We start from the raw sequence: 19940 nt of genomic DNA on the forward strand, positions 1-19940 counted from the left end.
TTGTCCTTGCCGGTTAATTTACCGTTTTCAGCCGGCTGGAACGGCAGTCTGGCGTCGCGACTTCTCGATCGCCGCAAACCGTTTGAGAAAGGCATTCTGCGCCCAGGTCACCGAGCGCGGCGTGACATCGAAGCGCTCGGCATTGAAGCCGCGCGGCCGGCCGAAGAACTCCGTCGCCTCTGCCGTTGAAAAACCCGCAAGCAGCGTCGCTTCGAAATAAGCGGCGATCTGATCCGCTCGCTTGATCTCCTTGCGCAGTCCCGCGTCGAGTTCCGCTGGCAGCGAAAAGCGCAGATGGATGGCGCGCTGCAGCCTGATCTCGCAGTCCCTGTAGCTGCCGCCCATCACGGACTTGAACGGCGAGATCATGTCGCCGATGACATATTCCGGCGCGTCGTGCAGCAGCGCCGCCAACCGCGCATCGGCGTCGGCATCCGGCATCAGCTCGCCGACAAGCGTTTCGACGAGCAGCGAATGCTGGGCGACCGAAAAGGCGTGCTCGCCTCTGGTCTGGCCGTTCCAGCGCGCGACGCGGGCAAGGCCGTGAGCGATATCCGAGATCTCGATGTCGAGCGGCGAGGGGTCGAGGAGATCGAGCCGTCGCCCGGACAGCATGCGCTGCCAGGCGCGCGGCGGCGCCCCGGCGCGATCGGCCGCCATCAGGCCTCCTCCGCGCCGACGGCTTCCTGCGGAAAGCTGAATTTCGCCCAGGGCGGGATGGTGAGCGACACGGCGACATCGTCAGCCAGGATCGGCAGGCCGGCGTCGAACGCTGCCTTGACCCGGTCGATGCGGGCAATGGCGAGGCCTGTCGTGCCGGCGGTCGAGCCAAGCGTGCCGACCGGCCGCCCCTCCACGGTCAACTCTGCGCCCGAGGCGGGCAGGGAGCGTTCGGCCGAGACGATCAACACCCGGCGTCTGGCAGTGCCGCGATGCTGCATGCGCGAGACAACCTCCTGGCCGACATAGCAGCCCTTCTTGAAGCCGACGCCGCCGATCTCGTCGAGCAGCACGTCATGCGGAAACGCATCGCCGAGCTGATAGTCGGTGCCGCTTTCGGCAATGCCATGGGCGATGCGAAAGGCTTGCCATGCGGCAAGGTCGCCTCCTTCTGCGGTGCCATCATAGAAGCGTTTGACGATAGCATCGACGAACCGCGCATCGGCAAACGGTGCTGATTCAAATTGCGAGGCAGTTGAAGCGCTTTCCCATAGGACGGTCACAACAGGCTGATCCAGCTTGGAAATTTGGACTTTGGCGCGCAACTTGTAGAGCGTCAGCCGGCGCATGAAATCGTCGGCGGTCTCGGCACGGCATTCGAGGCGGAAAGCATTTTCGCCGGCGCGCGAGATCAGGAAGTCGAACAGGACCTTGCCTTGCGGCGTCAGCAGGGCGCCGGGCTTTGCTTCGCTGCTGCCGAGCACGTCGAGGTCGGTAGTCAGGATATTCTGCAAGAAGTGCCCGGCATCCGGCCCAGACACGGAAAGGAGTGCGCGATCTCTGAGCGAGGCAAAGGGCATGGTGGGAAAACGAGCCTGATCTTGCAAAACTGTCGGCCATTACGTAAGCCGCTGGCACTTCCCCCGCAAGAGACCTGATCCGCATGGCCCCCATCTACGATCTCATCCTGACAGGTGGCACCGTGGTCAACCACGATGGCGAGGGTTTTCGCGACGTCGGCATCAATGGTGGGCGCGTCGCTGCCATCGGCGATCTCCGCCAGGCGTCGGCCGGCGAGACAATCGACTGCCGCGGATTGCATATCCTGCCGGGCGTCGTCGATAGCCAGGTGCATTTCCGCGAGCCGGGACTGGAGCACAAGGAAGATTTGGGGACGGGCTCGCGGGCAGCGGTGCTTGGCGGCGTCACCGCCGTCTTCGAGATGCCGAACACCAATCCGCTGACCACCAGCGAGGCGACTCTTGCCGACAAGGTGCGGCGGGCCACCGGCCGCATGCATTGCGACTTTGCCTTCTGGGTCGGCGGGACCCGCGACAATGCAAAAGACGCCGGCGATCTCGAGCGGCTGCCGGGTGCGGCCGGCATAAAAGTGTTCATGGGCTCGTCCACCGGCGACCTGCTGGTCGAGGACGACGAAGGCGTTGCCTCGATCCTGAGGAACACACGCCGCCGCGCCGCCTTTCACTCCGAGGACGAGTTCCGGCTGCGCGAGCGGCTCGGCGAGCGCATCGAGGGCGATCCGTCCTCACATCCGGTGTGGCGCGACGAGATCGCCGCATTGCGCTGCACCGAGCGCCTGGTGCGCATCGCGCGCCAGGTCCGTGCCCGGATCCATGTGCTGCACATCTCGACCGCCGAAGAGATAGGCTTCCTCGAACAGCACAAGGATGTCGCGACTTGCGAGGCGACGCCGCATCATCTGACGCTGAGCGCAGATGACTATGCGCAGTTAGGCACGCTGATCCAGATGAACCCGCCGGTGCGCGCCGCGCGCCATCGCGAGGGGGTCTGGCAGGGCATTGCGCAAGGCGTTGTCGATGTCCTCGGCTCCGACCATGCGCCGCACACGCTGGCCGAGAAGGCAAAACCTTATCCGGCGTCGCCGTCAGGCATGACCGGCGTGCAGACTTTGGTGCCGATCATGCTGGATCATGTCAACGCCGGCCGGCTGACGTTGCAGCGCTTTGTCGACCTGACCAGCCATGGCCCACAGCGCATTTTCGGCATCGCCAGGAAAGGCCGTATTGCCGCCGGCTACGATGCCGATCTGACCATCGTCGACCTGAAGCGCCGCGAGATCATCGCCAACGCCCAGCAAGGCTCCAAGGCCGGTTGGACGCCTTATGACGGCAGGCAGGTGACCGGCTGGCCGGTCGGCACTATCGTTCGGGGCCGGCGCGTGATGTGGGAAGGCGAGATTGCCACGCCAGGCCAAGGCAGGGCGGTGGAGTTTTCCGAGGCGTTGGCGGGCTAAGCTCCCTGCCTCAATAAGGGCCAGGCCTGACCACTCAATCCCCAGCGACGAAGAACGTCCATTGCCCGGTCGGCGTGATGCCGACGCGGTAGAAAATGTAGGCGCCGAACTGCTTCATGTTGTCATAGTCGCTGGCAGTGACGATCTTGAATAACTCGACCCGCTGCCTGGCATCGAGCTTGTCCAACGGCAGGGCGAAAAAATACGGCCAGACGTAGAGATCCTGCGGCGTGCCTGCATCGACATGGACATAGCCGGCATTGAGCACCTCTTCCAGGATGGCGAGGATTTCCTGGCCTTCCGTGTCGCCTGAAAGCCCTTTCAGGAAGGCGATCGGGTCGCCCTCCATGTCGCCCAGCGACAATTGGGTCATCATGTCGCCCGTGCCGATCAGCGGCCGCAGTCTTTCGATGTCGCCGCTTTTGCACGCCTCGACGATCAGATCGTGCATGCGCCTGACCGGTTCCGGCAACTTGGCAAGGTCGTAAACGACTTCGGGCACAGGCGCGTCCGGATCGACATGCGGATTGGCCATGCCGCCATCGTCCGCTGGCCCTTTCGGTTCGGTTTGCCTTGGCTCGTCGGACGGAGTCGGCTGGCTGGCTGCAGGTGGCGTCGTGCCGAGCGGGCCGGGCATCGGCACGGTACTTCCGGGCGGCGACATGTCGCCGTCGGGCGGCGGCGTGACCGGCGAAGGCAGGTCTTCGCGCTTGATCTCGCTGAGGGCGTGAGCGGGACTGCTCGCAAGAAACAGTGCAAGTGGAATCGTGGCGCAGGAGGCGATAAGCCAAATGCTGAGTACCAGGCCGCGCGGCTTGCCTGATATCGAAAAATTCACCGCCTGCTACTCCCTGGTTCCAGGCCCACTCATGTGCCCGGACATGATGTGCCCGGACATGATGTCCGGCGACGCGCCGTCGTCAAAGAACCGGGGTCAGTGCCGCAGCCTTTCGGGCTCGAAGGCCCCGGCAATCACCTTTTCGCGCATGCGATCGAGCAGGGCAAGCGCCGAGGTCTCGCCATTGGTTCGCAGCATCTCGCCGAATGCCGTTTCGAGGGCTGCCTCGGCGATGATTTCCGGCTCGATCCCCGCCGACAATCCTTCCGCCCAGGCTTCGCTGTGGCTTTCCACGGCGGTCAGGCGCTTTTCTTCCCTGACCAGCGCGTCGATGTCGTTGACGCCATGTTCCATTGCGATGTCCACCCTTTCAAGCGGTGATCCGTTGGATAGGGATCAAGCTTGAGTTGTCCCTTTTACACGCAGGCGAAGTAAGTACTTGTAAATGCGACATTTTTTTGGTCGTTTTCTACAAAACCCGTCGCATTAAGCAAACCTGCGTCCGATCCGTTTCAAACTTAGCCGATTAGGCCGGCCAAGGGGACGGAAACCTTCAGTTTGAGTTAATTTCACATCTGCGCGCTAACGTTTCGTTAACATAGTTGCAAAAGTGCAACATCAGGTTTGCACCAAGACCTCACCCGAGGCAAGCGGAGAAGTGTCGAACGCGTCCGCCGCCAACAGCGCCGACGCTTGATTCCGCTTTGCCGGAACGGCAGCTGCCGCCGTCAGTTCCCGTAGCGCGAGGCGATGTCGCGAGACAGTGTCTCGCCTTCCTTCATGTAGCGGCTGATGGCTTCCGTCGCCGAGGCGGTGCATTGCGTATAACTGCCGCCGAAGGATCGGTAGCCGCGGTTGAAGCTGGCGATGAAGTGGGCGCGCCGCTCAGGGTTCGGATTTTCTGATGCGATCAGTTTTTCCATCTCGGCCCGCCACCGGTCGCCCTTCTCGCCGCATAGATTGCGCAGGAAATGCAACGAGCCGAGCACTTCCGCCAGCCGCAACAGCCCGGGCTCGAACGGCGCCTCGGCGGCAATGGCAGGACGCAAGCCGACAACCACACTAACGGCGAGGCAGGCGGCGAGAAACGGTGATGTGCGGTTCATGAGCCCTTGTGCTGAAACAATTTGTTGCCTGCAAGGCGATTCTCAAGCTCAGTTCGCGCCGCCCTTGCTGGTGGCCAGCAGGTCGTCGGCGATATCAAACACTGCATCGGCAAGCTGCATCGCTGTCATTTCGGCCAGTGTATAGAAGGCGGCGGTTTCGGCGTCGTCACTGGCCACCGCCTCGCCGCCGGCATAGTTGGCCCCAAACACCGTCAGCCGGTAGTCGACCGGATGCCCGTCGCCGCTGCCGTCGATGTGGATTTCCCGCAGCGGCCGGTAGTTGCGCGCCTGCAATCCGGTCTCTTCCAGCAATTCGCGCCTTGCTGCCTGTTCCAGCGTCTCGCCGGCTTCGACCTTGCCACCGGGAAAGGCATAAAGGCCCTGCGAGGGCGGTCTGGCCCGCTTGACCAGCAGCACCGTGTTCTCGCGCACGACGCAGACCGAGACTGCCGGAATGATCTTACGTGCTTCCATGGGTTCCCGATCGCTCGATTGGCATAGCCCGTTGTGGACCGGCCGTCGGCGAACAGCTTTAGCGGTTGCGAAAGGCAGGTTCCATGGTCACTTTCACATGTCACCCATTCGAGAGCTGAATTCATGTGCGGACGCTTTGCCTTGACCGCCACTCCGGACCAGACCGCCGCCCTTCTCGGTCTGGCGGAGTTGGAGGAGTTTCCGCCCCGCTACAATATCGCGCCGACGCAGCCGGTGCTGATGGCGCTCGCCGGATTGCCGCAGGCGCCGGGCTCGAACCTGCCCGACCGCCGCTCGATGCTGGTGCGCTGGGGCCTGATCCCGGCCTGGGTCAAGGATACGCGTAACTTCCCGCTGCTGTTCAACGCGCGTTCTGAGGGGGCTTCGGAAAAGCCGTCGTTTCGCGCTGCCATGCGCCATCGCCGCGCCCTGGTACCGGCTTCGGGATTCTACGAATGGCACCAAACCGCTGGCAGAAGAGGGCAGCCCTATTGGATGCGGCCAAAGCATGGAGGGCTTGTCGCCTTCGCCGGGCTGATTGAGACGTATGCCGAGCCGGGTGGCTCGGAAATGGACACCGGCGCCATTCTGACCGCCCACGCCAATGCCGATACTGCCCATATCCACGACCGCATGCCGGTGGTGATCCATCCCGAGGATTTCGCGCGCTGGCTGGATTGCCGCACGCTCGAGCCGCGTGATGTGGCCGATCTGCTGAGACCCACCCGGCCCGATTTCTTCGAAGCGATCCCGGTTTCCGACCTCGTCAACAAGGTCGCCAATACCGGGCCGGAGATTCAGGAGAAGGGCGTCGTCGAGCCTGAGCCCGAGAAGGTCAAGCGCCAGAAGTCCGGCGCGAACGACAGTCAAATGACATTATTTTAGCGAAAGCTACTATTTCCAGGACACCGTGAGCGCCTCAATCTTCACCCGACGGCATTCTCAGGCAGCGCGTGGCGACACGATCTTCTGTGCCGGCTTCTTCTTCTTCGCGGTGTGCAGAAGAGCTGCGACGATTGCTGCCGGGCCGATCGCCCGGTAATGGCTGGCGAGCGCCGGTTGCTTGGCGCGGTTGGATTCTTGCTTAGGCATTATTCTCTTCCCTGGTAACGTCTTCGTGTCTGCGTTTGCTGGCCGAATCCGACCAAATCGTGACGCTTGCTGATCTAGCCGGCGAATGTTTCATGACAGTGCCGATCTGTTTAATAAAATGTTTCAGTGGCTCATTTCCTGTGAGCCAACGATATTTTTGGCGAAGGTAGCGACTTGACGGCAACACCGGGCAAGGCGATAAAGCCGGCCATGAAAACGTCTTTCGCCATTTGTGGCATTTGCATTATCGACTAGCCTCGCGCTGGTCCTGGACGTTTTCGCCTCATCTCCTCCCAGATTGGACAAACGCCCCGGCCAGCAGGCTGGAGCTCGATTTTGCGCCTCGGCGTGACCGACTCCATCCAGAGCACGATCCCAAAAGATCATGCTCAAACAAAGTAACGCACCGGAACGCACGTATGTCTGAAGCATCGAAGAGCCTGCGCCTCTACAACACGCTAACGCGGAGCAAGGAGGATTTCTTCCCGATCGATCCGCGCAACGTGCGCATGTATGTCTGCGGCCCGACGGTCTACGACTTCGCCCATATCGGCAATGCGCGGCCGGTGATCGTCTTCGACGTGCTGTTCCGTTTGCTGCGCCATCTCTACGGGCAAGCGCATGTCACTTACGTCCGCAACATCACCGACGTCGACGACAAGATCAACGCTCGCGCGCTGCGCGATTTCGGCGGCGAGATTGCCTTGGGCAAGCTGTCGCTGAACGAAGCGATCACGCGGGTCACCGAAAAGACCGCCGATCAGTTCCACAAGGACGTGGCGGCGCTCGGTTGCCTGGAACCGACGGTCGAGCCGCGCGCCACCGAGTTCGTCGAGCCTAGGCCCGACGGCAAGGTCGACATGATCCTCTTGATTCAACGCTTGATCGAACGCGGCCATGCCTATGTCGCAGCTGGAGAAGTCCTGTTCGACACCGCTTCCATGCCGGACTACGGACAGTTGTCGAAGCGCAATCTCGACGAGCAGCAGGCAGGCGCCCGCGTCGCCGTCGATGCGCACAAGAAGAACCCGCAGGATTTCGTGCTGTGGAAATTGTCTTCGCCCGAGGAACCGGGCTGGGAGAGTCCGTGGGGCAGGGGTCGGCCGGGCTGGCACATCGAGTGCTCGGCGATGTCGGCCGCCTATCTCGGCGAGGTGTTCGACATCCATGGCGGTGGTCTCGACCTGATCTTTCCACACCACGAGAACGAGATCGCCCAGTCACGTTGCGCCCACGGCACCGAAACGATGGCCAAGGTGTGGATGCACAACGGTTTCCTGCAGGTCGAGGGCCAGAAGATGTCCAAGAGCCTGGGCAATTTCTATTCGATCACCGAACTGCTGGAGACGGAGACTTTTGGCGGCCGCAAATGGCCGGGCGAGGTGCTCAGGCTGGCGATGCTGATGACGCATTATCGCGAGCCGATCGACTTTTCCGTACGCAAGCTGGAAGAGGCGGAGAATACGCTGCGCAAATGGAAGCGAGCGGCCGATCTGGCGCCGCCAACGGCAAAATCGGTGCCGGCGGATGTGATCGAAGTGCTGTCGGATGACCTCGCCACCTATCCCGCATTCCAGTTGCTGACCCAGTTGGCTGGCGATGCTGTTGATTTCGACGCTGGTAGCAGCAACGCAGCCGCCGAAGACAACGATGCTGCCACTTTGCTGAAGGCATCGCTGCTGTTCCTCGGCTTCGACGTCGCAACAGCCAAGGTGGATGAAGACGCCATTGCCAAAGCGATCGCCAAACGCCTCGCGCTGATCGCCGCCAAGAACTGGGCCGAGGCCGACCGCATCCGCGACGAGTTGCTGGCGCAAGGCATCCAGTTGAAGGACGGCAAGGACCCTGTCACCGGCGAACGCATCACCACCTGGGAGGTAAAAAGATGATCGATCATCTCGGCATCACCGTTTTGGATTTCGACGTGTCGAAAGCTTTTTACGACAGGGCGATGGCGCCGCTTGGTGCCTCGCTGCTCTACATGGTGCCGCAGGAATATACCGGCGGCGCCAAGGTCGGCGGCTACGGCCGCGACCGGCCAGTGTTTTGGCTGCATGCCGGCAAGGACAAGCCGAAGGATCATCAACACGCCGCTTTCACGGCGCGCAGCCGTGCCGAGGTCGATGCCTTTCACGCGGCGGCAATCGCCGCCGGCGGCAAGGACAATGGCGGGCCGGGCCTGCGCCCGCACTATCATCCGAACTATTATGGCGCCTTCGTCTTCGATCCCGACGGCAACAATGTCGAGGCGGTCTGCCATGCTCCGGAGTAAAATGCGATGAGCCTTGACAACAGACCGGTGTATACGGGCGGCTGCCAGTGCGGCGCAGTGCGCTTCCGCGTCGAAGGCGCGCTCGGCGATGCCTCCGTCTGCCATTGCCGCATGTGCCAGAAGGCGAGCGGCAATTTTTACCTGCCGCTGGTCTCGGTGCGCGGCGCAGGACTCGACTGGACGCGCAGCGAGCCCAAACGCTTCCGCTCGTCCAATGCGGCGTTGCGCGGTTTCTGCGCCGAATGCGGCACGCCGCTGACCTTCGAAGCGACCGACGGCGTGGCGCTCGCCATCGCCGCATTCGACCACCCCGAGGAGATCGCGCCGACGATCCAATGGGGTGTCGAAGCCAAGCTCCCCTATGTGGATCATGTCCACGAATTGCCCGGTGAGGAAACGATGGCCGACGTCTCGTCTGCCTCCTATCTCGCCGACCTCGTCTCCTACCAACATCCCGACCATGACACCGAACAATGGCCGCCGGAGGAAAGATCATGACCGAAACCGTTCGTACCGGCGGCTGCCAGTGCGGCGCCGTGCGCTTCCGCATCCACGGCGCGCTCGGCCGCCCCTCGATCTGTCATTGCCGCATGTGCCAGAAACAGTTCGGCTCGTTTTTCGGCGCGCTTGTGACAGTGCCGAGCGACGGCGTCGAATGGCTGCGCGAGGAGCCGAGTTACTTTCAGTCGTCGGTCAACATCGATCGCGGCTTCTGCGCCCGCTGCGGCACGCCGCTGACCTACCGCCAGCCCGGCGCGCTCGAGATCGCCATCGGCGCCTTCGACGACCGTTCCGATCTGGCGCCGCAGATCCAGGTCAACTACGCCGCCAGGCTGCCTTGGGTGGAGACGATCTTCGACGCGCCAATCCACGACGATCCGGATTTCTACGCGCGACAGGAGTCAATCATCTCCTTCCAGCATCCCGATCACGAGACGGCCAACTGGCCGCACCAGGGCCTGAAACTATGAGCAGCGAATTCCGCACCCTCTATCCCGAGATCGAGGCTTTCGAGTCCGGCATGCTAGACGTTGGCGATGGCCATCAGGTCTATTGGGAGCGCTCCGGCACCCGCGGTGCCAAGCCGGCGGTATTCCTGCATGGCGGACCGGGCGGCACCATTTCGCCAAAGCACCGGCGGCTGTTCGATCCGACGCTGTACGATGTCATCCTGTTCGACCAGCGTGGCTGTGGAAAATCGACGCCCAATGCCTCGCTCGAAGCCAACACCACCTGGCATCTGGTCGCCGACATAGAGCGGCTGCGCGACATGTGCGGCTTCGACAAATGGCTGGTGTTCGGCGGCTCGTGGGGTTCGACGCTGGCGCTGGCCTATGCCGAGACACACCCCGAGCGGGTCAGCGAACTGGTCGTGCGCGGCATCTACACGCTGACCCGCGCCGAACTCGAATGGTACTACCAGTTCGGCGTCTCGGAGATGTTCCCCGACAAATGGGAGCGGTTTTTGGCGCCCATTCCGGAGGCTGAGCGCGGCGACATGATGGCCGCCTACCGCAAACGGCTGGTCGGTAGCGATCCTGTGGCGCAGGTCGAGGCCGCTCGCGCCTGGAGCCTGTGGGAGGGCGAGACGATCACTTTGCTGCCGGAACCGGAAACCAGCGGTCCCTTCGGCCAGGATGATTATGCCCTGGCCTTCGCCCGCATCGAGAACCACTATTTCGTCCATGCCGGCTGGCTGGAAGAGGGACAGCTGCTGCGTGATGCATGGAAGCTTAAGGATATACCGGGTAGCATCGTTCACGGCCGCTACGACATGCCGTGCCCGGCGCGCTATGCCTGGGCGCTGCACAAGGCGTGGCCGAAAGCGGATTTCCATCTGATCGAAGGTGCCGGCCACGCCTATTCGGAGCCGGGCATCCTCGACAGGCTGATCCGCGCAACGGACGTGTTTGCCGGGAAATGACGATGGCTCGCGAGCGCCTTTATCTGTTCGACACGACGCTGCGCGATGGTCAGCAGACGCCGGGTATCGACTTTTCCGTCGAGGACAAGATCGCCATCGCCAAGCTGCTCGACGAGTTCGGCATCGACTACGTCGAGGGCGGTTACCCTGGCGCCAATCCAACCGACACCGCCTTTTTCGCCGAGCGTCGCACGGCCGATGCCAAGTTCGTCGCCTTCGGCATGACCAAGCGGGCAGGAGTGTCGGCCTCGAACGACCCCGGCCTCACCGCGCTGGTCCAGTCGAAGTCGGATGCCATCTGCTTCGTCGCCAAGAGCTGGGACTACCATGTCCGCGTCGCGCTCGGCTGCACCAATGAGGAGAACCTCGAGGCGATCAAGGCCTCGGTCGAGGCGGCGCTCAGTGCCGGCAAGGAGGCGATGGTCGACTGCGAGCATTTCTTCGATGGCTTCAAGGCCAACCCCGATTATGCGCTGGCCTGCGCCAGGACGGCCTACGATGCCGGCGCGCGCTGGGTGGTTCTATGCGACACCAATGGCGGCACGCAGCCCTCCGAGGTGCGCGCCATCGTCGAAAAGGTGATCGCGGCCGGCATACCGGGCGACCATCTCGGCATCCACGCCCATGACGACACCGGCCAGGCGGTGGCGAATTCGCTTGCCGCCGTGGAGGCCGGCGTGCGCCATATCCAGGGCACGCTGAATGGCATAGGCGAGCGCTGCGGCAACGCCAATCTGATCTCGATCGTGCCGACATTGTCGTTGAAGCCTGCCTTTGCCGGCCGCTTTGCAACAGGCATTTCAGCGGAGGCGTTGACCGGTATATCGCGCTTGTCCCGCGCCTTCGACGAGTTGCTGAACCGTGCGCCGGAAGCGCAGGCCCCCTATGTCGGCGCCTCCGCATTCGCTACCAAGGCCGGCATCCATGCCTCGGCGCTGGCCAAGGAGCCGGCGACCTACGAGCATGTGCCGCCAGAGACTGTCGGCAACCGCCGCCGCGTCATGGTTTCGGACCAAGGCGGCAAGGCGAATTTCATGGCCGAGCTGAAACGGCGCGGCATCGACATGCCCCGGGACGACCATCGCCTCGACGCGCTGATCGCCGTGGTCAAGGAGCGTGAGGCGGAGGGCTACGCTTACGAAGGCGCCGACGCCAGCTTCGAGCTTCTGGCGCGCAAGATGCTGCATGGCGTGCCGGAATTCTTCCGCGTCACTTCATTCCGCTGCATGGTCGAGCGCCGCTTCGACGCCAACGGCCAGCTGAAGACGGTCTCGGAGGCGATTGTGAAAGTGCTGGTCGAGGGCGAGGAGAAGATGTCGGTCGCCGAAGGCCATGGCCCGGTCAACGCGCTCGACATTGCGCTGCGCAAGGATCTCGGCAAATTCCAGAGCGAGATCGCCGATCTCGAGCTGGCCGACTTCAAGGTGCGTATCCTCAATGGTGGCACCGAGGCGATTACCCGCGTGCTGATCGAATCGCATGACGGCACCGGTGCGCGCTGGTGGACGGTCGGCGTCTCCGAAAACATCATCGATGCTTCGTTCCAGGCGCTGATGGATTCGATCGTCTACAAGCTGATGAAGAACCGCGACATGGCCGGGCTGATCGCGGCGGAGTGAGGAAATGGGCTTCACGATAAGCTGGGTCGCATTCAATGGTCTGCCACTCGCGAAGGCAGCGCTGGCTTTCGGTCTGGCTCAGAGCGGACAATCGGACGAGGTTTTTGATTTTGACTACAATGGCGTGACGGTTGGTCAAAATTGGTCTGTCGTCATTTTTAACGACGTGAACATGGACCTGGTGGACGAGAAGCGCCTGGCTAACCTTTCGACGGGCAGGGACATTGTCGTCGTTCACAATATCGATACGGTCATGCTGCAATGGGCCGAACAGTGGCGCGACGGGCACGAAGTCTGGAGCATACGACACACCAGCGCAGACGGTGCGCGCAACCTGGAAGCGACAGGAAACCTTCCATCCTGTTTCGAGGAGATCCGCCGCGAGCGCTTCGCAGATCAGGATCGCGAGGACGCAGGTGCTGCCGCCATAGACTTTATCGCCGATATTCCGATCGAGGTGGCAGAATGCGTGACGGGCTTTCGTCACGACACCGTTGGAGCGGAATTCATGGAATTGGTGCCTGCGCCCGGCGAGACCAAATGACTGCGGGCTTCGCGCATTTCAATGAACTGGTGAAAACTCCGGGTTCTTGAACCATCAGCGAGACTCCATTGATCCATCAGAACTTTGCGATGGTCTTGCCGGGGCCGCTGGCGCATAGCCTTGGGCCATGGCTACCCAAGTACTTCAAATCGAGGCCGATACCAAAGCTCGTCGCGGCTTCTTGCTGGCGCTCGGCGCCTACCTGCTTTGGGGGCTGCTGCCCTTCTACATGAAGGCTGTCGCGCATCTGCCGCTGGCCGAAGTCATCGCCCACCGCATCGTCTGGTCGGTGCCGATCGCGGCCGCCGTCCTGGTCTGGGCGGGCCGCACTGCCGATTTCAAAGCGGCCGTTCGTTCGCCGCGCATCATTTCGATGGCGCTGCTGACGGCGGCGCTGATCTCGGTCAACTGGGGCATCTATGTCTGGGCGATCGCGGTCGACCGCACGATCGAGACCGCGCTTGGCTATTACATCAACCCGCTGGTCAGCGTCGTTGTCGGCGCGCTGCTGCTCGGCGAACGGCTCGACCGCCTGCAGATCGCGGCGGTGGTGCTCGCGGCAATCGCCGTCGCGGTGCTAACCATCGACGCTGGCAAGCTGCCCTGGGTGTCGCTGGTGCTGGCCTTTTCCTTTGCCGCCTATGGCTTCTTCCGCAAGACGCTGCCAATTGGTCCAAGCCAGGGCTTCCTGCTCGAAGTGCTGCTACTGTCGGTGCCGGCGCTCGGCTACATCGTCTTCCTGATCGCCACAGGACAGGATCATTTCGTCTCCAGCTCCTTGAACGACACCGCCTTGCTGGTCGGCTGCGGACCGGTCACCGCCGTGCCGCTGCTGTTGTTTGCGTTCGGCGCCAGGCTGCTGCGCCTCTCCACCATCGGCATCATGCAATATATCGCGCCGACAATCGTCTTTTTGATCGCGGTGCTGATTTTCGGCGAACCCTTCGGCAGCGTTCAGGCCATCGCCTTCGGCCTGATCTGGGCGGCGCTGGCGATGTACTCCTGGTCGATGTTTTCTTCGGCGCGCAAGACCGTCGCCGCATCCGCTCGATCCGCGTAACGAAGAAAGGCGGCTGGCGGGCCTAATGCCGGCAGCCGCCTCTTTCACGGTCGCTCAGCGCTTCGGCCCGAAGCCTGGATAGGGCTGCAGCGGCACGACGGCGGCAATGTCCATCATGCCGGCCTTGACCAGCGGCAAGGTTGCGAGATGGCTGCGCACGTCGGCATCGCTGCCGGCCTCGAACATCATGCCGCTGCCGGGAATGTCGCCTCGATTCCACACCTGACGCACGGCGCCTTCGGCATAGAGCGTGCGGCGCTGCTCGGCCTCGCCGGGCAGCAGAGGCGCGAAATCGGCGTCGGTGAACTTTTCGGTGTTGCGCACAAGAAGGGCAAAGAACTGCATCGGAATCTCCTGATGTTGGCCGTTGGAATGGCGAAAATATTCGCTTCGGCTGGCCAGACAGTCCAAGACTGATTAGGCTAAAGTTGAGACCTCACGGGACTTGAGCATCGGAGCAACAATGTTCGACCTGCGCCAGCTCCGCTATTTCATCACGGTGGCCGAAACCGGCAATGTCGGGCGTGCCGCCGAATTGCTCCACATCTCGCAGTCGCCGCTCAGCCGCCAGATCATGCAGCTGGAGCAGCAACTGGGCATCACATTATTCGAGAGGGCGAGGCAGCGTGTTCATCTCAATCCCGAAGGCCGCGCCTTTCTTACCGAGGCGCGTGCGCTGCTGGCCCATGCAAGACGGCTGGAGGAGCTCGGCCGCAATCTCGCCAGCGGTACGGTCGGCCGTCTCGCCATCGGCTATGTCGAAGGTGCGGTCCATGCCGGGCTTGTCGCTCGGATGCTGCGCCAGTTTCGCCGCGACCGGCCCGAATTTCATCTTCAACTGAAGGGCCAGCGTTCCGCCGCGCAGATCGAAGCGCTGCGCGAACGATCGCTCGATCTGGGCCTCGTCTACACGCCTCCTTCTGCCGACGATCCCGACATCGCCGCCTTGCTCATTATGCGCGAGCCTCTGGTTCTGGCGATGCCGGAAAGCGATCCATTGGCCGAAAATCGCGGAGATACTGCCGCAGCAACTGGACGGACGCACCTGGATCACGGTGGTGCGCCAGCCTGACGACACCAACCGCAGCCAATTTCTCGCCGCCTGTGCGAAGGCCGGTTTCCTGCCCGACATAGCCTATGAGACGACCGATCCGTTGACGTCGTTGGGCTTGGTCAGCGCCGGGCTTGGGCTGGCGACGGTGCAGGCCAGCCTGCGGAGTGCCGCGCCGCCTCAGATCGTGTTTCGCGATCTGCCGTGGTTCGAACGCACCGTCTCGATCCATCTCGCCTGGCGACGTCAGGACAAGCGGGCGGTCATCGCGGACTTAAGGAAGGCAGTAGGGAAGGAGTTAATGAAGGAGTTAATAGTGAATAGTGAATAGTGAATAGTAAAGTACAACACCTTCCGAACCGGCGCGCGTGTCTATCCCTACTCCCTACTCCCTACTCCCTACTCACTCTACATTTTATCAATCACCGACTGCACGCCCTCCGTCGGTGCATCGACGGAGGATCCCGCCACCATGATGGCGGCTACGATCGCTTCCGGGTCCTCGACCACCAGCGGCTTGACCCGCTGCGCGGTGTGGATGAAGCCTTCCGTTGCCATGTGGTCGAGCAGCGCCAGCATCGGATCCCAGAACCCTCCGACGTTGCCGAAGACGATCGGCTTACGATGATGTCCGAGCTGCGCCCAAGTCATGATCTCGACGATCTCCTCGACGGTGCCGATGCCGCCGGGCAACGCCACAAAGGCGTCGGATTTCTCGAACATCCTGTGTTTGCGCTCGTGCATGTTGTCGGTGATGACGAGCTCGTCGAGCCGGTCAAGCGCGGTTTCGGTCGCCTCCCGGTTCATCAGAAAACGTGGAATTATGCCCGTTACCTTGCCGCCGGCCTTTAATGCCCCTTCAGCGACGGCACCCATGATACCTTTAGTGCCGCCGCCATAAATCAGACGCAGGCCGGACTTGGCGATCGAGCGGCCAAGCAGGTGTCCGGCCTTGATATAGGTTTCATCTCGGCCCGGGGACGAGCCGCAATAGACGCAGACAGATCGAATCGTGTTCATGTTATGATTGGTGATAGGGACTATTGGCATGGTCAAGCCCCGGAGCGGGCTTTTTCTTGTCGGCTTTGGCAAAACAGGCTAGACCGAAATTAGGTGGCTAAGGGGCAGGGAAACATGGCAATTAATCCGTTGAAGGCGTTTTTGTTCGCGGCTGGCGGCTCCGTCGCTGCGGCGGGAACCGCCTATGTATCGGGCGCACTCGACCCGTATCTCAATTCTACCCCGCCTGCGGAAGTCGCGGCGCTGACGCCGCCGGTTTCGAAACCGGTCGCTCCGGCAACCGAGGGGCGGCTGCCGTCTGCGCCCGCCGCGTCCACCGATGCGGCGACGCCCGCCGCGCCGGCCGCTGCAGGTGCGATCGTGCCGACCTTCGACATCGTGCGCGTCGAAAGCAACGGCTCGATCGTCGTCGCCGGCAATGCAGCGCCCAACGCCAAGGTCGAGATTCTCAACGGTTCGACTGTGCTCGGCTCGACGGTCGCCGGTCCCGACGGCGCCTTTGCCATTATTCTCGACGATCCGCTGAAGCCCGGCGACTATACGATCACGCTTCGCTCTACGGCCGACAATGTCGTGACCGCCTCGGCGCAGACCGCCGTCGTTTCGATTCCCCAGAATTCCACCGGTCAAGTGCTGGCAATGGTCGAGGAGCCGGGAAAGCCGTCCGAACTGCTCACTGTTCCCGCCCCTGAGGCAAAATCTGACGCCTCGCCGCCAACCGGCGAACAGGCGGCCGTTCAGCCACCCGCCACCGGCACCGAATTGCCGGCTGCCGCAGCGCCGGCCGCCCCGGCGGCTGATGTTCCAGCAGCGCCTGCTTCTGCCGCGCCGGCCGCTGTTGAAGCCGCACCGGCTCCGGCAGCGCCCGCCACACCGGCAGCGCCTGCTACTTCCACGGCGGAGCCCAAGGTCGTCGTCGAAGCCGTCGAAATCGACGGCAACAAGATTTTCGTTGCCGGGGTCGCCGATCCCGGCCGCAAGGTGCGCGCCTATGCCAATGATATCCTGCTCGGCGACGCGAAGACCTCGCCCGACCGCCACTTCCTGGTCGAAGCGACACGCGACGTCCCGGTCGGCACCTACACCATCCATGTCGACGCGCTCGACGCCGACGGGGTGACGGTGGTGGCTCGTGCCGCCGTGCCGTTCGAACGCGAGCCGGGCGAGGCGGTTGCCGCCGTCGCACCCGCCGAGCCAAAGCCTGCCGAGGTAAAACCAGCCGAGCCGAACGCTCCGGCCACCGAAGCCGCACCGGCGACAGCCGCCGAAACGCCCGCAACTGCCCCCATTCCTGCCACCGAGGCCCCGGCCGAAATGGCCGTCGCGACGCCTCCGGGCGAAGCTCCCGAGACCGTAGGCCCCAAGCTCGAACATGCCGATGGCGCAGTCATTATCCGCCGCCATGACACGCTGTGGCGGATTTCGCGGCGGGTCTATGGCCAGGGCATGCGCTACTCGACCATCTATCTCGCCAACCAGGACCAGATCAGCAATCCGAACCGCATCTGGCCGGGGCAGGTGTTCAAGGTGCCGGAGAAATCGAAAGAAGGCGAGCCCGCCGATCTCAAGGCAATGGGCGACCAGATGACGACGGCGCCAGTCAAGACTGAGTAGCCGTTCTGCCCATCAGGATAGCTTGCGGCAGGGCCAGTCATCGTTTATCGCCGATGGACGATGACCGAATCCTCCCTCGTAACGGACCGACGCCGCGCGGCAGATGAACACGCGCCGGCCAACTGCACGCCGGCCAACTGTACGCCGGATAGCCGCTCCGTCGCTGTCCGGCTCGCGGCCCTTTCGCATCCGGCGCGGATCGAAATTCTCAAACACCTTTCCGCAAGCCGTTCCTGCTGCTGTCGCGAGGTCGTCGAGCATCTCGACCTGGCGCAGTCCACCGTTTCCCAGCATTTGAAGATTCTGGTCGAAGCCGGGCTTATCCGCTTCGAGCCTGACCGCCAGCGCTCGCGCTATGAGCTCGACCGTGCTGCGCTCGCCGATGTTTCCGCGTCGCTGGCCGCGCTGGTCGATTCCTGCTGCTCCGGCCGCTAAGATATAAAAAGGTAAACAAGAATGGCCGAGAAAAACGTTTCCGCCGATTCCGGCTCGACCTTCAGAACGTTGCGCAATCTCTGGCCCTATATGTGGCCGGCCGACCGCGCCGACCTGAGGGCGCGGGTGGTGTGGGCAACCGTGCTGCTGGTTGCCGCCAAGCTGACCCTGGTGGCCGGACCCTATTTCTTCAAATGGGCGACCGACGCACTGGCCGGCGACGCCAAATCTCCGCCGCCGCTGCCGGCCTTCCTGCTGGCGCCGGTCATGCTGGTCGTCGCCTACAATGCCGTGCGGCTGGTGCAGCTCGGCTTCAACCAGTTGCGCGACGCCCTGTTTGCACGGGTCGGCCAGCATGCCGTGCGCCGGCTCGCCTTCCGCACCTTCGTACACATGCATGAATTGTCACTGCGCTTCCACCTCGAACGGCGCACCGGCGGCCTGTCGCGTGTCATCGAGCGCGGCACCAAGGGCATCGAGACGATCGTCCGCTTCACCATGCTGGCGACGGCGCCGACGATCGTCGAATTCGCGCTCACCGCCGGCATCTTCGCCGTCACCTATGGCTGGCTTTACGTGCTGGTGATCGCGGTCACGGTCTGGCTTTATGTGTGGTTCACCGTCAGGGCGAGCGATTGGCGTATTTCGATCCGCCGAGAGATGAACGACAGCGATAATGAAGCCAGCACGAAGGCGATCGATTCGCTGCTTAACTACGAAACAGTCAAATATTTCAACAACGAAGCCATGGAGGCCGAGCGCTTCGACCGTTCCACGGCGCGCTATGAGGTGGCGGCGACCAGGACCTGGACCTCGCTTGGCTGGCTGAACTTCGGCCAAGGCGTGATCTTCGGCATCGGCATGACCGTCGTCATGGTGCTGTCGGCGCTTGAGGTGAAGGCAGGCACGCAGAGCGTCGGCGATTTCGTCTTCGTCAACGCCATGCTCATGCAGCTTTCGGTGCCGCTGAATTTCATCGGCATGATCTACCGCGAAATTCGCCAGGGCCTGACCGACATCGAAAACATGTTCGATCTGCTCGACGTCAAGCGCGAGATCGTCGATCGGGCGGGCGCCAAGCCACTGGTCGTCGATGCCGGTAAGGTCGAGTTTCGTGACGTGCATTTTTCCTACGACCCCAACCGCAAGATACTGAAGGGCATCAGCTTCGAGGTGCCGGCCGGCAAGACGGTGGCCATCGTCGGCCCCTCCGGAGCCGGAAAGTCGACCATTTCGCGGCTTTTGTTTCGTTTCTATGACATTCAGCGTGGCACGATTCTGATCGACGGCCAGGACATTCGCGACGTCAAGCAGGAGAGCTTGCGCGCCGCCATCGGCATGGTGCCGCAGGACACGGTGCTGTTTAACGACACCATCGCCTACAACATCCGCTACGGCCGCATCGGCGCCAGCGAGGAGGATGTGCGCAAGGCGGCAGAACTGGCCCAGATCGGACCGTTCATCGAGCGGCTGCCCGACGGCTATCGCTCAATGGTGGGCGAGCGCGGGCTGAAACTGTCCGGCGGCGAGAAGCAGCGGGTGGCGATTGCCCGCACCATCTTGAAGGCACCGCCGATCCTGATGCTCGACGAGGCGACCTCGGCGCTGGACAGCCACACCGAGCAGGAGATCCAGGCGGCACTGGACCTGGTCAGCCAGGGCCGCACCACCCTCGTCATCGCCCATCGACTGTCTACAGTGATTTCGGCCGACGAGATCATCGTCCTGCAGGACGGCCAGATCGCCGAGCGCGGCACCCATGCCGCCTTGATGGCCAAGCGCGGCCTATATGCATCGATGTGGGACCGGCAGCGCGAGGCAAGCGAGGCCGAGGAGCGGCTGCGCATTGCCCGCGAAAGCGACGAGTTCGGCGTCGTCGTCCGCCGCCGCACCTCGGAGGTGAGCTGAAATTCGTGCTTGACCTCAACTTAAGTTGAGATCGTAGGCCGTTTTGGA

Annotated in this window: 24 protein-coding genes; 15 read left to right on the forward strand and 9 right to left on the reverse strand. The window is 62.7% G+C overall.

The features are described from left to right. Window positions 1-27 precede the first annotated feature (27 nt). Window positions 28-660, reverse strand: coding sequence for a YfbR-like 5'-deoxynucleotidase (locus tag NKH71_RS17535; protein ID WP_023719870.1), 633 nt, complete (start codon window positions 658-660; stop codon window positions 28-30). Continuing rightward, the gene (ygfZ, locus tag NKH71_RS17540; RefSeq protein ID WP_352788919.1) at window positions 660-1520 is read right to left on the reverse strand and encodes a CAF17-like 4Fe-4S cluster assembly/insertion protein YgfZ; all 861 of its coding nucleotides are present in this window, start codon (window positions 1518-1520) and stop codon (window positions 660-662) included. Before ygfZ ends, NKH71_RS17535 begins: the two co-directional genes overlap by 1 nt. Before the next feature lie 83 nt (window positions 1521-1603). Between ygfZ and NKH71_RS17545 the strand changes: the two genes are divergently transcribed. Next, window positions 1604-2935 (forward strand): dihydroorotase, encoded by a 1332-nt coding sequence (locus NKH71_RS17545; protein WP_352788917.1) that lies wholly within the window; start codon window positions 1604-1606, stop codon window positions 2933-2935. A gap of 34 nt (window positions 2936-2969) precedes the next feature. Here NKH71_RS17545 and NKH71_RS17550 read toward each other — a convergent pair whose 3' ends face one another. The 4 genes from NKH71_RS17550 to NKH71_RS17565 all read right to left on the reverse strand — a co-directional run bounded on the left by NKH71_RS17550 (window position 2970) and on the right by NKH71_RS17565 (window position 5353). Then, entirely contained in the window at window positions 2970-3773 is an 804-nt protein-coding gene (locus NKH71_RS17550; RefSeq protein WP_023719867.1) for a hypothetical protein, read from the reverse strand. A gap of 96 nt (window positions 3774-3869) precedes the next feature. Then, a complete protein-coding gene (locus tag NKH71_RS17555; RefSeq protein WP_023677749.1) occupies window positions 3870-4127 on the reverse strand; it encodes a hypothetical protein in 258 nt (85 codons plus the stop codon). 374 nt (window positions 4128-4501) lie between these two features. Then, entirely contained in the window at window positions 4502-4879 is a 378-nt protein-coding gene (locus tag NKH71_RS17560; protein ID WP_352895200.1) for a TIGR02301 family protein, read from the reverse strand. 48 nt (window positions 4880-4927) lie between these two features. Then, a complete protein-coding gene (locus NKH71_RS17565; RefSeq protein WP_352481843.1) occupies window positions 4928-5353 on the reverse strand; it encodes an NUDIX hydrolase in 426 nt (141 codons plus the stop codon). A 123-nt stretch (window positions 5354-5476) separates the two neighbouring features. On the opposite strand from NKH71_RS17565, the gene NKH71_RS17570 reads away from it, so the two are divergent. Further along, window positions 5477-6238, forward strand: a complete 762-nt coding sequence (locus tag NKH71_RS17570) for an SOS response-associated peptidase (RefSeq protein WP_352814821.1) — start codon at window positions 5477-5479, stop codon at window positions 6236-6238. Window positions 6239-6295: 57 nt separating this feature from the next. Here NKH71_RS17570 and NKH71_RS17575 read toward each other — a convergent pair whose 3' ends face one another. Beyond that, entirely contained in the window at window positions 6296-6445 is a 150-nt protein-coding gene (locus NKH71_RS17575; RefSeq protein WP_023677745.1) for a hypothetical protein, read from the reverse strand. A 419-nt stretch (window positions 6446-6864) separates the two neighbouring features. On the opposite strand from NKH71_RS17575, the gene cysS reads away from it, so the two are divergent. The 8 genes from cysS (at window position 6865) to rarD (ending at window position 13864) form a co-directional block, all read left to right on the forward strand. Next, entirely contained in the window at window positions 6865-8334 is a 1470-nt protein-coding gene (cysS, locus tag NKH71_RS17580; protein WP_352895201.1) for a cysteine--tRNA ligase, read from the forward strand. Beyond that, window positions 8331-8717 (forward strand): VOC family protein, encoded by a 387-nt coding sequence (locus tag NKH71_RS17585; RefSeq protein ID WP_352788908.1) that lies wholly within the window; start codon window positions 8331-8333, stop codon window positions 8715-8717. Before cysS ends, NKH71_RS17585 begins: the two co-directional genes overlap by 4 nt. A 6-nt stretch (window positions 8718-8723) precedes the next feature. Next, a complete protein-coding gene (locus NKH71_RS17590; RefSeq protein WP_352494860.1) occupies window positions 8724-9215 on the forward strand; it encodes a GFA family protein in 492 nt (163 codons plus the stop codon). Beyond that, window positions 9212-9688: a GFA family protein gene (locus NKH71_RS17595; RefSeq protein WP_023719860.1), complete on the forward strand. Its 477-nt coding sequence runs from the start codon at window positions 9212-9214 to the stop codon at window positions 9686-9688. The genes NKH71_RS17590 and NKH71_RS17595 overlap by 4 nt, the downstream gene beginning before the upstream one ends. Continuing rightward, window positions 9685-10641, forward strand: a complete 957-nt coding sequence (pip, locus tag NKH71_RS17600) for a prolyl aminopeptidase (RefSeq protein WP_023719859.1) — start codon at window positions 9685-9687, stop codon at window positions 10639-10641. Before NKH71_RS17595 ends, pip begins: the two co-directional genes overlap by 4 nt. Then, window positions 10638-12260 carry a citramalate synthase gene (cimA, locus tag NKH71_RS17605; RefSeq protein WP_198030508.1) on the forward strand — a complete coding sequence of 541 codons (1623 nt, stop codon included), beginning with the start codon at window positions 10638-10640 and terminating at the stop codon, window positions 12258-12260. The genes pip and cimA overlap by 4 nt, the downstream gene beginning before the upstream one ends. Before the next feature lie 4 nt (window positions 12261-12264). After that, entirely contained in the window at window positions 12265-12804 is a 540-nt protein-coding gene (locus NKH71_RS17610; protein ID WP_051409686.1) for a hypothetical protein, read from the forward strand. 127 nt (window positions 12805-12931) lie between these two features. Then, window positions 12932-13864: an EamA family transporter RarD gene (gene rarD, locus NKH71_RS17615; RefSeq protein ID WP_352481840.1), complete on the forward strand. Its 933-nt coding sequence runs from the start codon at window positions 12932-12934 to the stop codon at window positions 13862-13864. A 54-nt stretch (window positions 13865-13918) separates the two neighbouring features. Here the strand turns inward: rarD and NKH71_RS17620 are convergent, their stop codons facing one another. Next, window positions 13919-14209, reverse strand: a complete 291-nt coding sequence (locus tag NKH71_RS17620; protein WP_023719855.1) for a muconolactone Delta-isomerase family protein — start codon at window positions 14207-14209, stop codon at window positions 13919-13921. Between the two features lie 118 nt (window positions 14210-14327). On the opposite strand from NKH71_RS17620, the gene NKH71_RS17625 reads away from it, so the two are divergent. Both NKH71_RS17625 and NKH71_RS17630 read left to right on the forward strand, forming a co-directional pair. Beyond that, window positions 14328-14936 carry a LysR family transcriptional regulator gene (locus NKH71_RS17625; protein ID WP_352895202.1) on the forward strand — a complete coding sequence of 203 codons (609 nt, stop codon included), beginning with the start codon at window positions 14328-14330 and terminating at the stop codon, window positions 14934-14936. Next, window positions 14914-15246, forward strand: coding sequence for a LysR substrate-binding domain-containing protein (locus tag NKH71_RS17630; RefSeq protein ID WP_502900385.1), 333 nt, complete (start codon window positions 14914-14916; stop codon window positions 15244-15246). The genes NKH71_RS17625 and NKH71_RS17630 overlap by 23 nt, the downstream gene beginning before the upstream one ends. A gap of 77 nt (window positions 15247-15323) precedes the next feature. On the opposite strand, the gene NKH71_RS17635 is transcribed toward NKH71_RS17630, so the two are convergent. Next, the gene (locus NKH71_RS17635) at window positions 15324-15935 is read right to left on the reverse strand and encodes an LOG family protein (RefSeq protein WP_352895203.1); all 612 of its coding nucleotides are present in this window, start codon (window positions 15933-15935) and stop codon (window positions 15324-15326) included. A 114-nt stretch (window positions 15936-16049) separates the two neighbouring features. On the opposite strand from NKH71_RS17635, the gene NKH71_RS17640 reads away from it, so the two are divergent. Genes NKH71_RS17640 through NKH71_RS17650 form a run of 3 tightly spaced genes read left to right on the forward strand, consistent with a single transcriptional unit; the run spans window position 16050 to window position 19892 of the window. Beyond that, window positions 16050-17549, forward strand: coding sequence for a LysM peptidoglycan-binding domain-containing protein (locus tag NKH71_RS17640; protein ID WP_352814827.1), 1500 nt, complete (start codon window positions 16050-16052; stop codon window positions 17547-17549). Between the two features lie 60 nt (window positions 17550-17609). After that, complete coding sequence (locus tag NKH71_RS17645) at window positions 17610-17984, forward strand: ArsR/SmtB family transcription factor (RefSeq protein WP_352494862.1); 375 nt, start codon at window positions 17610-17612, stop codon at window positions 17982-17984. Between the two features lie 21 nt (window positions 17985-18005). Next, window positions 18006-19892: an ABCB family ABC transporter ATP-binding protein/permease gene (locus tag NKH71_RS17650; protein WP_352895204.1), complete on the forward strand. Its 1887-nt coding sequence runs from the start codon at window positions 18006-18008 to the stop codon at window positions 19890-19892. Window positions 19893-19940 lie beyond the last annotated feature (48 nt).

The organism is Mesorhizobium sp. M0983 (genome assembly GCF_040318975.1).
Classification (GTDB): Bacteria; Pseudomonadota; Alphaproteobacteria; order Rhizobiales; family Rhizobiaceae; genus Mesorhizobium.

Excerpts from the sequence above, each read along its gene's own strand:
- NKH71_RS17535 (WP_023719870.1), bottom strand. The coding sequence starts at position 660 with ATGGCGGCCGATCGCGCCGGGGCGCCGCCGCGCGCCTGGCAGCGCATG.
- ygfZ (WP_352788919.1), bottom strand. The coding sequence starts at position 1,520 with ATGCCCTTTGCCTCGCTCAGAGATCGCGCACTCCTTTCCGTGTCTGGG.
- NKH71_RS17545 (WP_352788917.1), top strand. The coding sequence starts at position 1,604 with ATGGCCCCCATCTACGATCTCATCCTGACAGGTGGCACCGTGGTCAAC.
- NKH71_RS17555 (WP_023677749.1), bottom strand. The coding sequence starts at position 4,127 with ATGGAACATGGCGTCAACGACATCGACGCGCTGGTCAGGGAAGAAAAG.
- NKH71_RS17560 (WP_352895200.1), bottom strand. The coding sequence starts at position 4,879 with ATGAACCGCACATCACCGTTTCTCGCCGCCTGCCTCGCCGTTAGTGTG.
- NKH71_RS17565 (WP_352481843.1), bottom strand. The coding sequence starts at position 5,353 with ATGGAAGCACGTAAGATCATTCCGGCAGTCTCGGTCTGCGTCGTGCGC.
- NKH71_RS17570 (WP_352814821.1), top strand. The coding sequence starts at position 5,477 with ATGTGCGGACGCTTTGCCTTGACCGCCACTCCGGACCAGACCGCCGCC.
- NKH71_RS17575 (WP_023677745.1), bottom strand. The coding sequence starts at position 6,445 with ATGCCTAAGCAAGAATCCAACCGCGCCAAGCAACCGGCGCTCGCCAGC.
- cysS (WP_352895201.1), top strand. The coding sequence starts at position 6,865 with ATGTCTGAAGCATCGAAGAGCCTGCGCCTCTACAACACGCTAACGCGG.
- NKH71_RS17585 (WP_352788908.1), top strand. The coding sequence starts at position 8,331 with ATGATCGATCATCTCGGCATCACCGTTTTGGATTTCGACGTGTCGAAA.
- NKH71_RS17590 (WP_352494860.1), top strand. The coding sequence starts at position 8,724 with ATGAGCCTTGACAACAGACCGGTGTATACGGGCGGCTGCCAGTGCGGC.
- NKH71_RS17595 (WP_023719860.1), top strand. The coding sequence starts at position 9,212 with ATGACCGAAACCGTTCGTACCGGCGGCTGCCAGTGCGGCGCCGTGCGC.
- pip (WP_023719859.1), top strand. The coding sequence starts at position 9,685 with ATGAGCAGCGAATTCCGCACCCTCTATCCCGAGATCGAGGCTTTCGAG.
- cimA (WP_198030508.1), top strand. The coding sequence starts at position 10,638 with ATGACGATGGCTCGCGAGCGCCTTTATCTGTTCGACACGACGCTGCGC.
- NKH71_RS17610 (WP_051409686.1), top strand. The coding sequence starts at position 12,265 with ATGGGCTTCACGATAAGCTGGGTCGCATTCAATGGTCTGCCACTCGCG.
- rarD (WP_352481840.1), top strand. The coding sequence starts at position 12,932 with ATGGCTACCCAAGTACTTCAAATCGAGGCCGATACCAAAGCTCGTCGC.
- NKH71_RS17620 (WP_023719855.1), bottom strand. The coding sequence starts at position 14,209 with ATGCAGTTCTTTGCCCTTCTTGTGCGCAACACCGAAAAGTTCACCGAC.
- NKH71_RS17625 (WP_352895202.1), top strand. The coding sequence starts at position 14,328 with ATGTTCGACCTGCGCCAGCTCCGCTATTTCATCACGGTGGCCGAAACC.
- NKH71_RS17635 (WP_352895203.1), bottom strand. The coding sequence starts at position 15,935 with ATGAACACGATTCGATCTGTCTGCGTCTATTGCGGCTCGTCCCCGGGC.
- NKH71_RS17640 (WP_352814827.1), top strand. The coding sequence starts at position 16,050 with ATGGCAATTAATCCGTTGAAGGCGTTTTTGTTCGCGGCTGGCGGCTCC.
- NKH71_RS17645 (WP_352494862.1), top strand. The coding sequence starts at position 17,610 with ATGACCGAATCCTCCCTCGTAACGGACCGACGCCGCGCGGCAGATGAA.
- NKH71_RS17650 (WP_352895204.1), top strand. The coding sequence starts at position 18,006 with ATGGCCGAGAAAAACGTTTCCGCCGATTCCGGCTCGACCTTCAGAACG.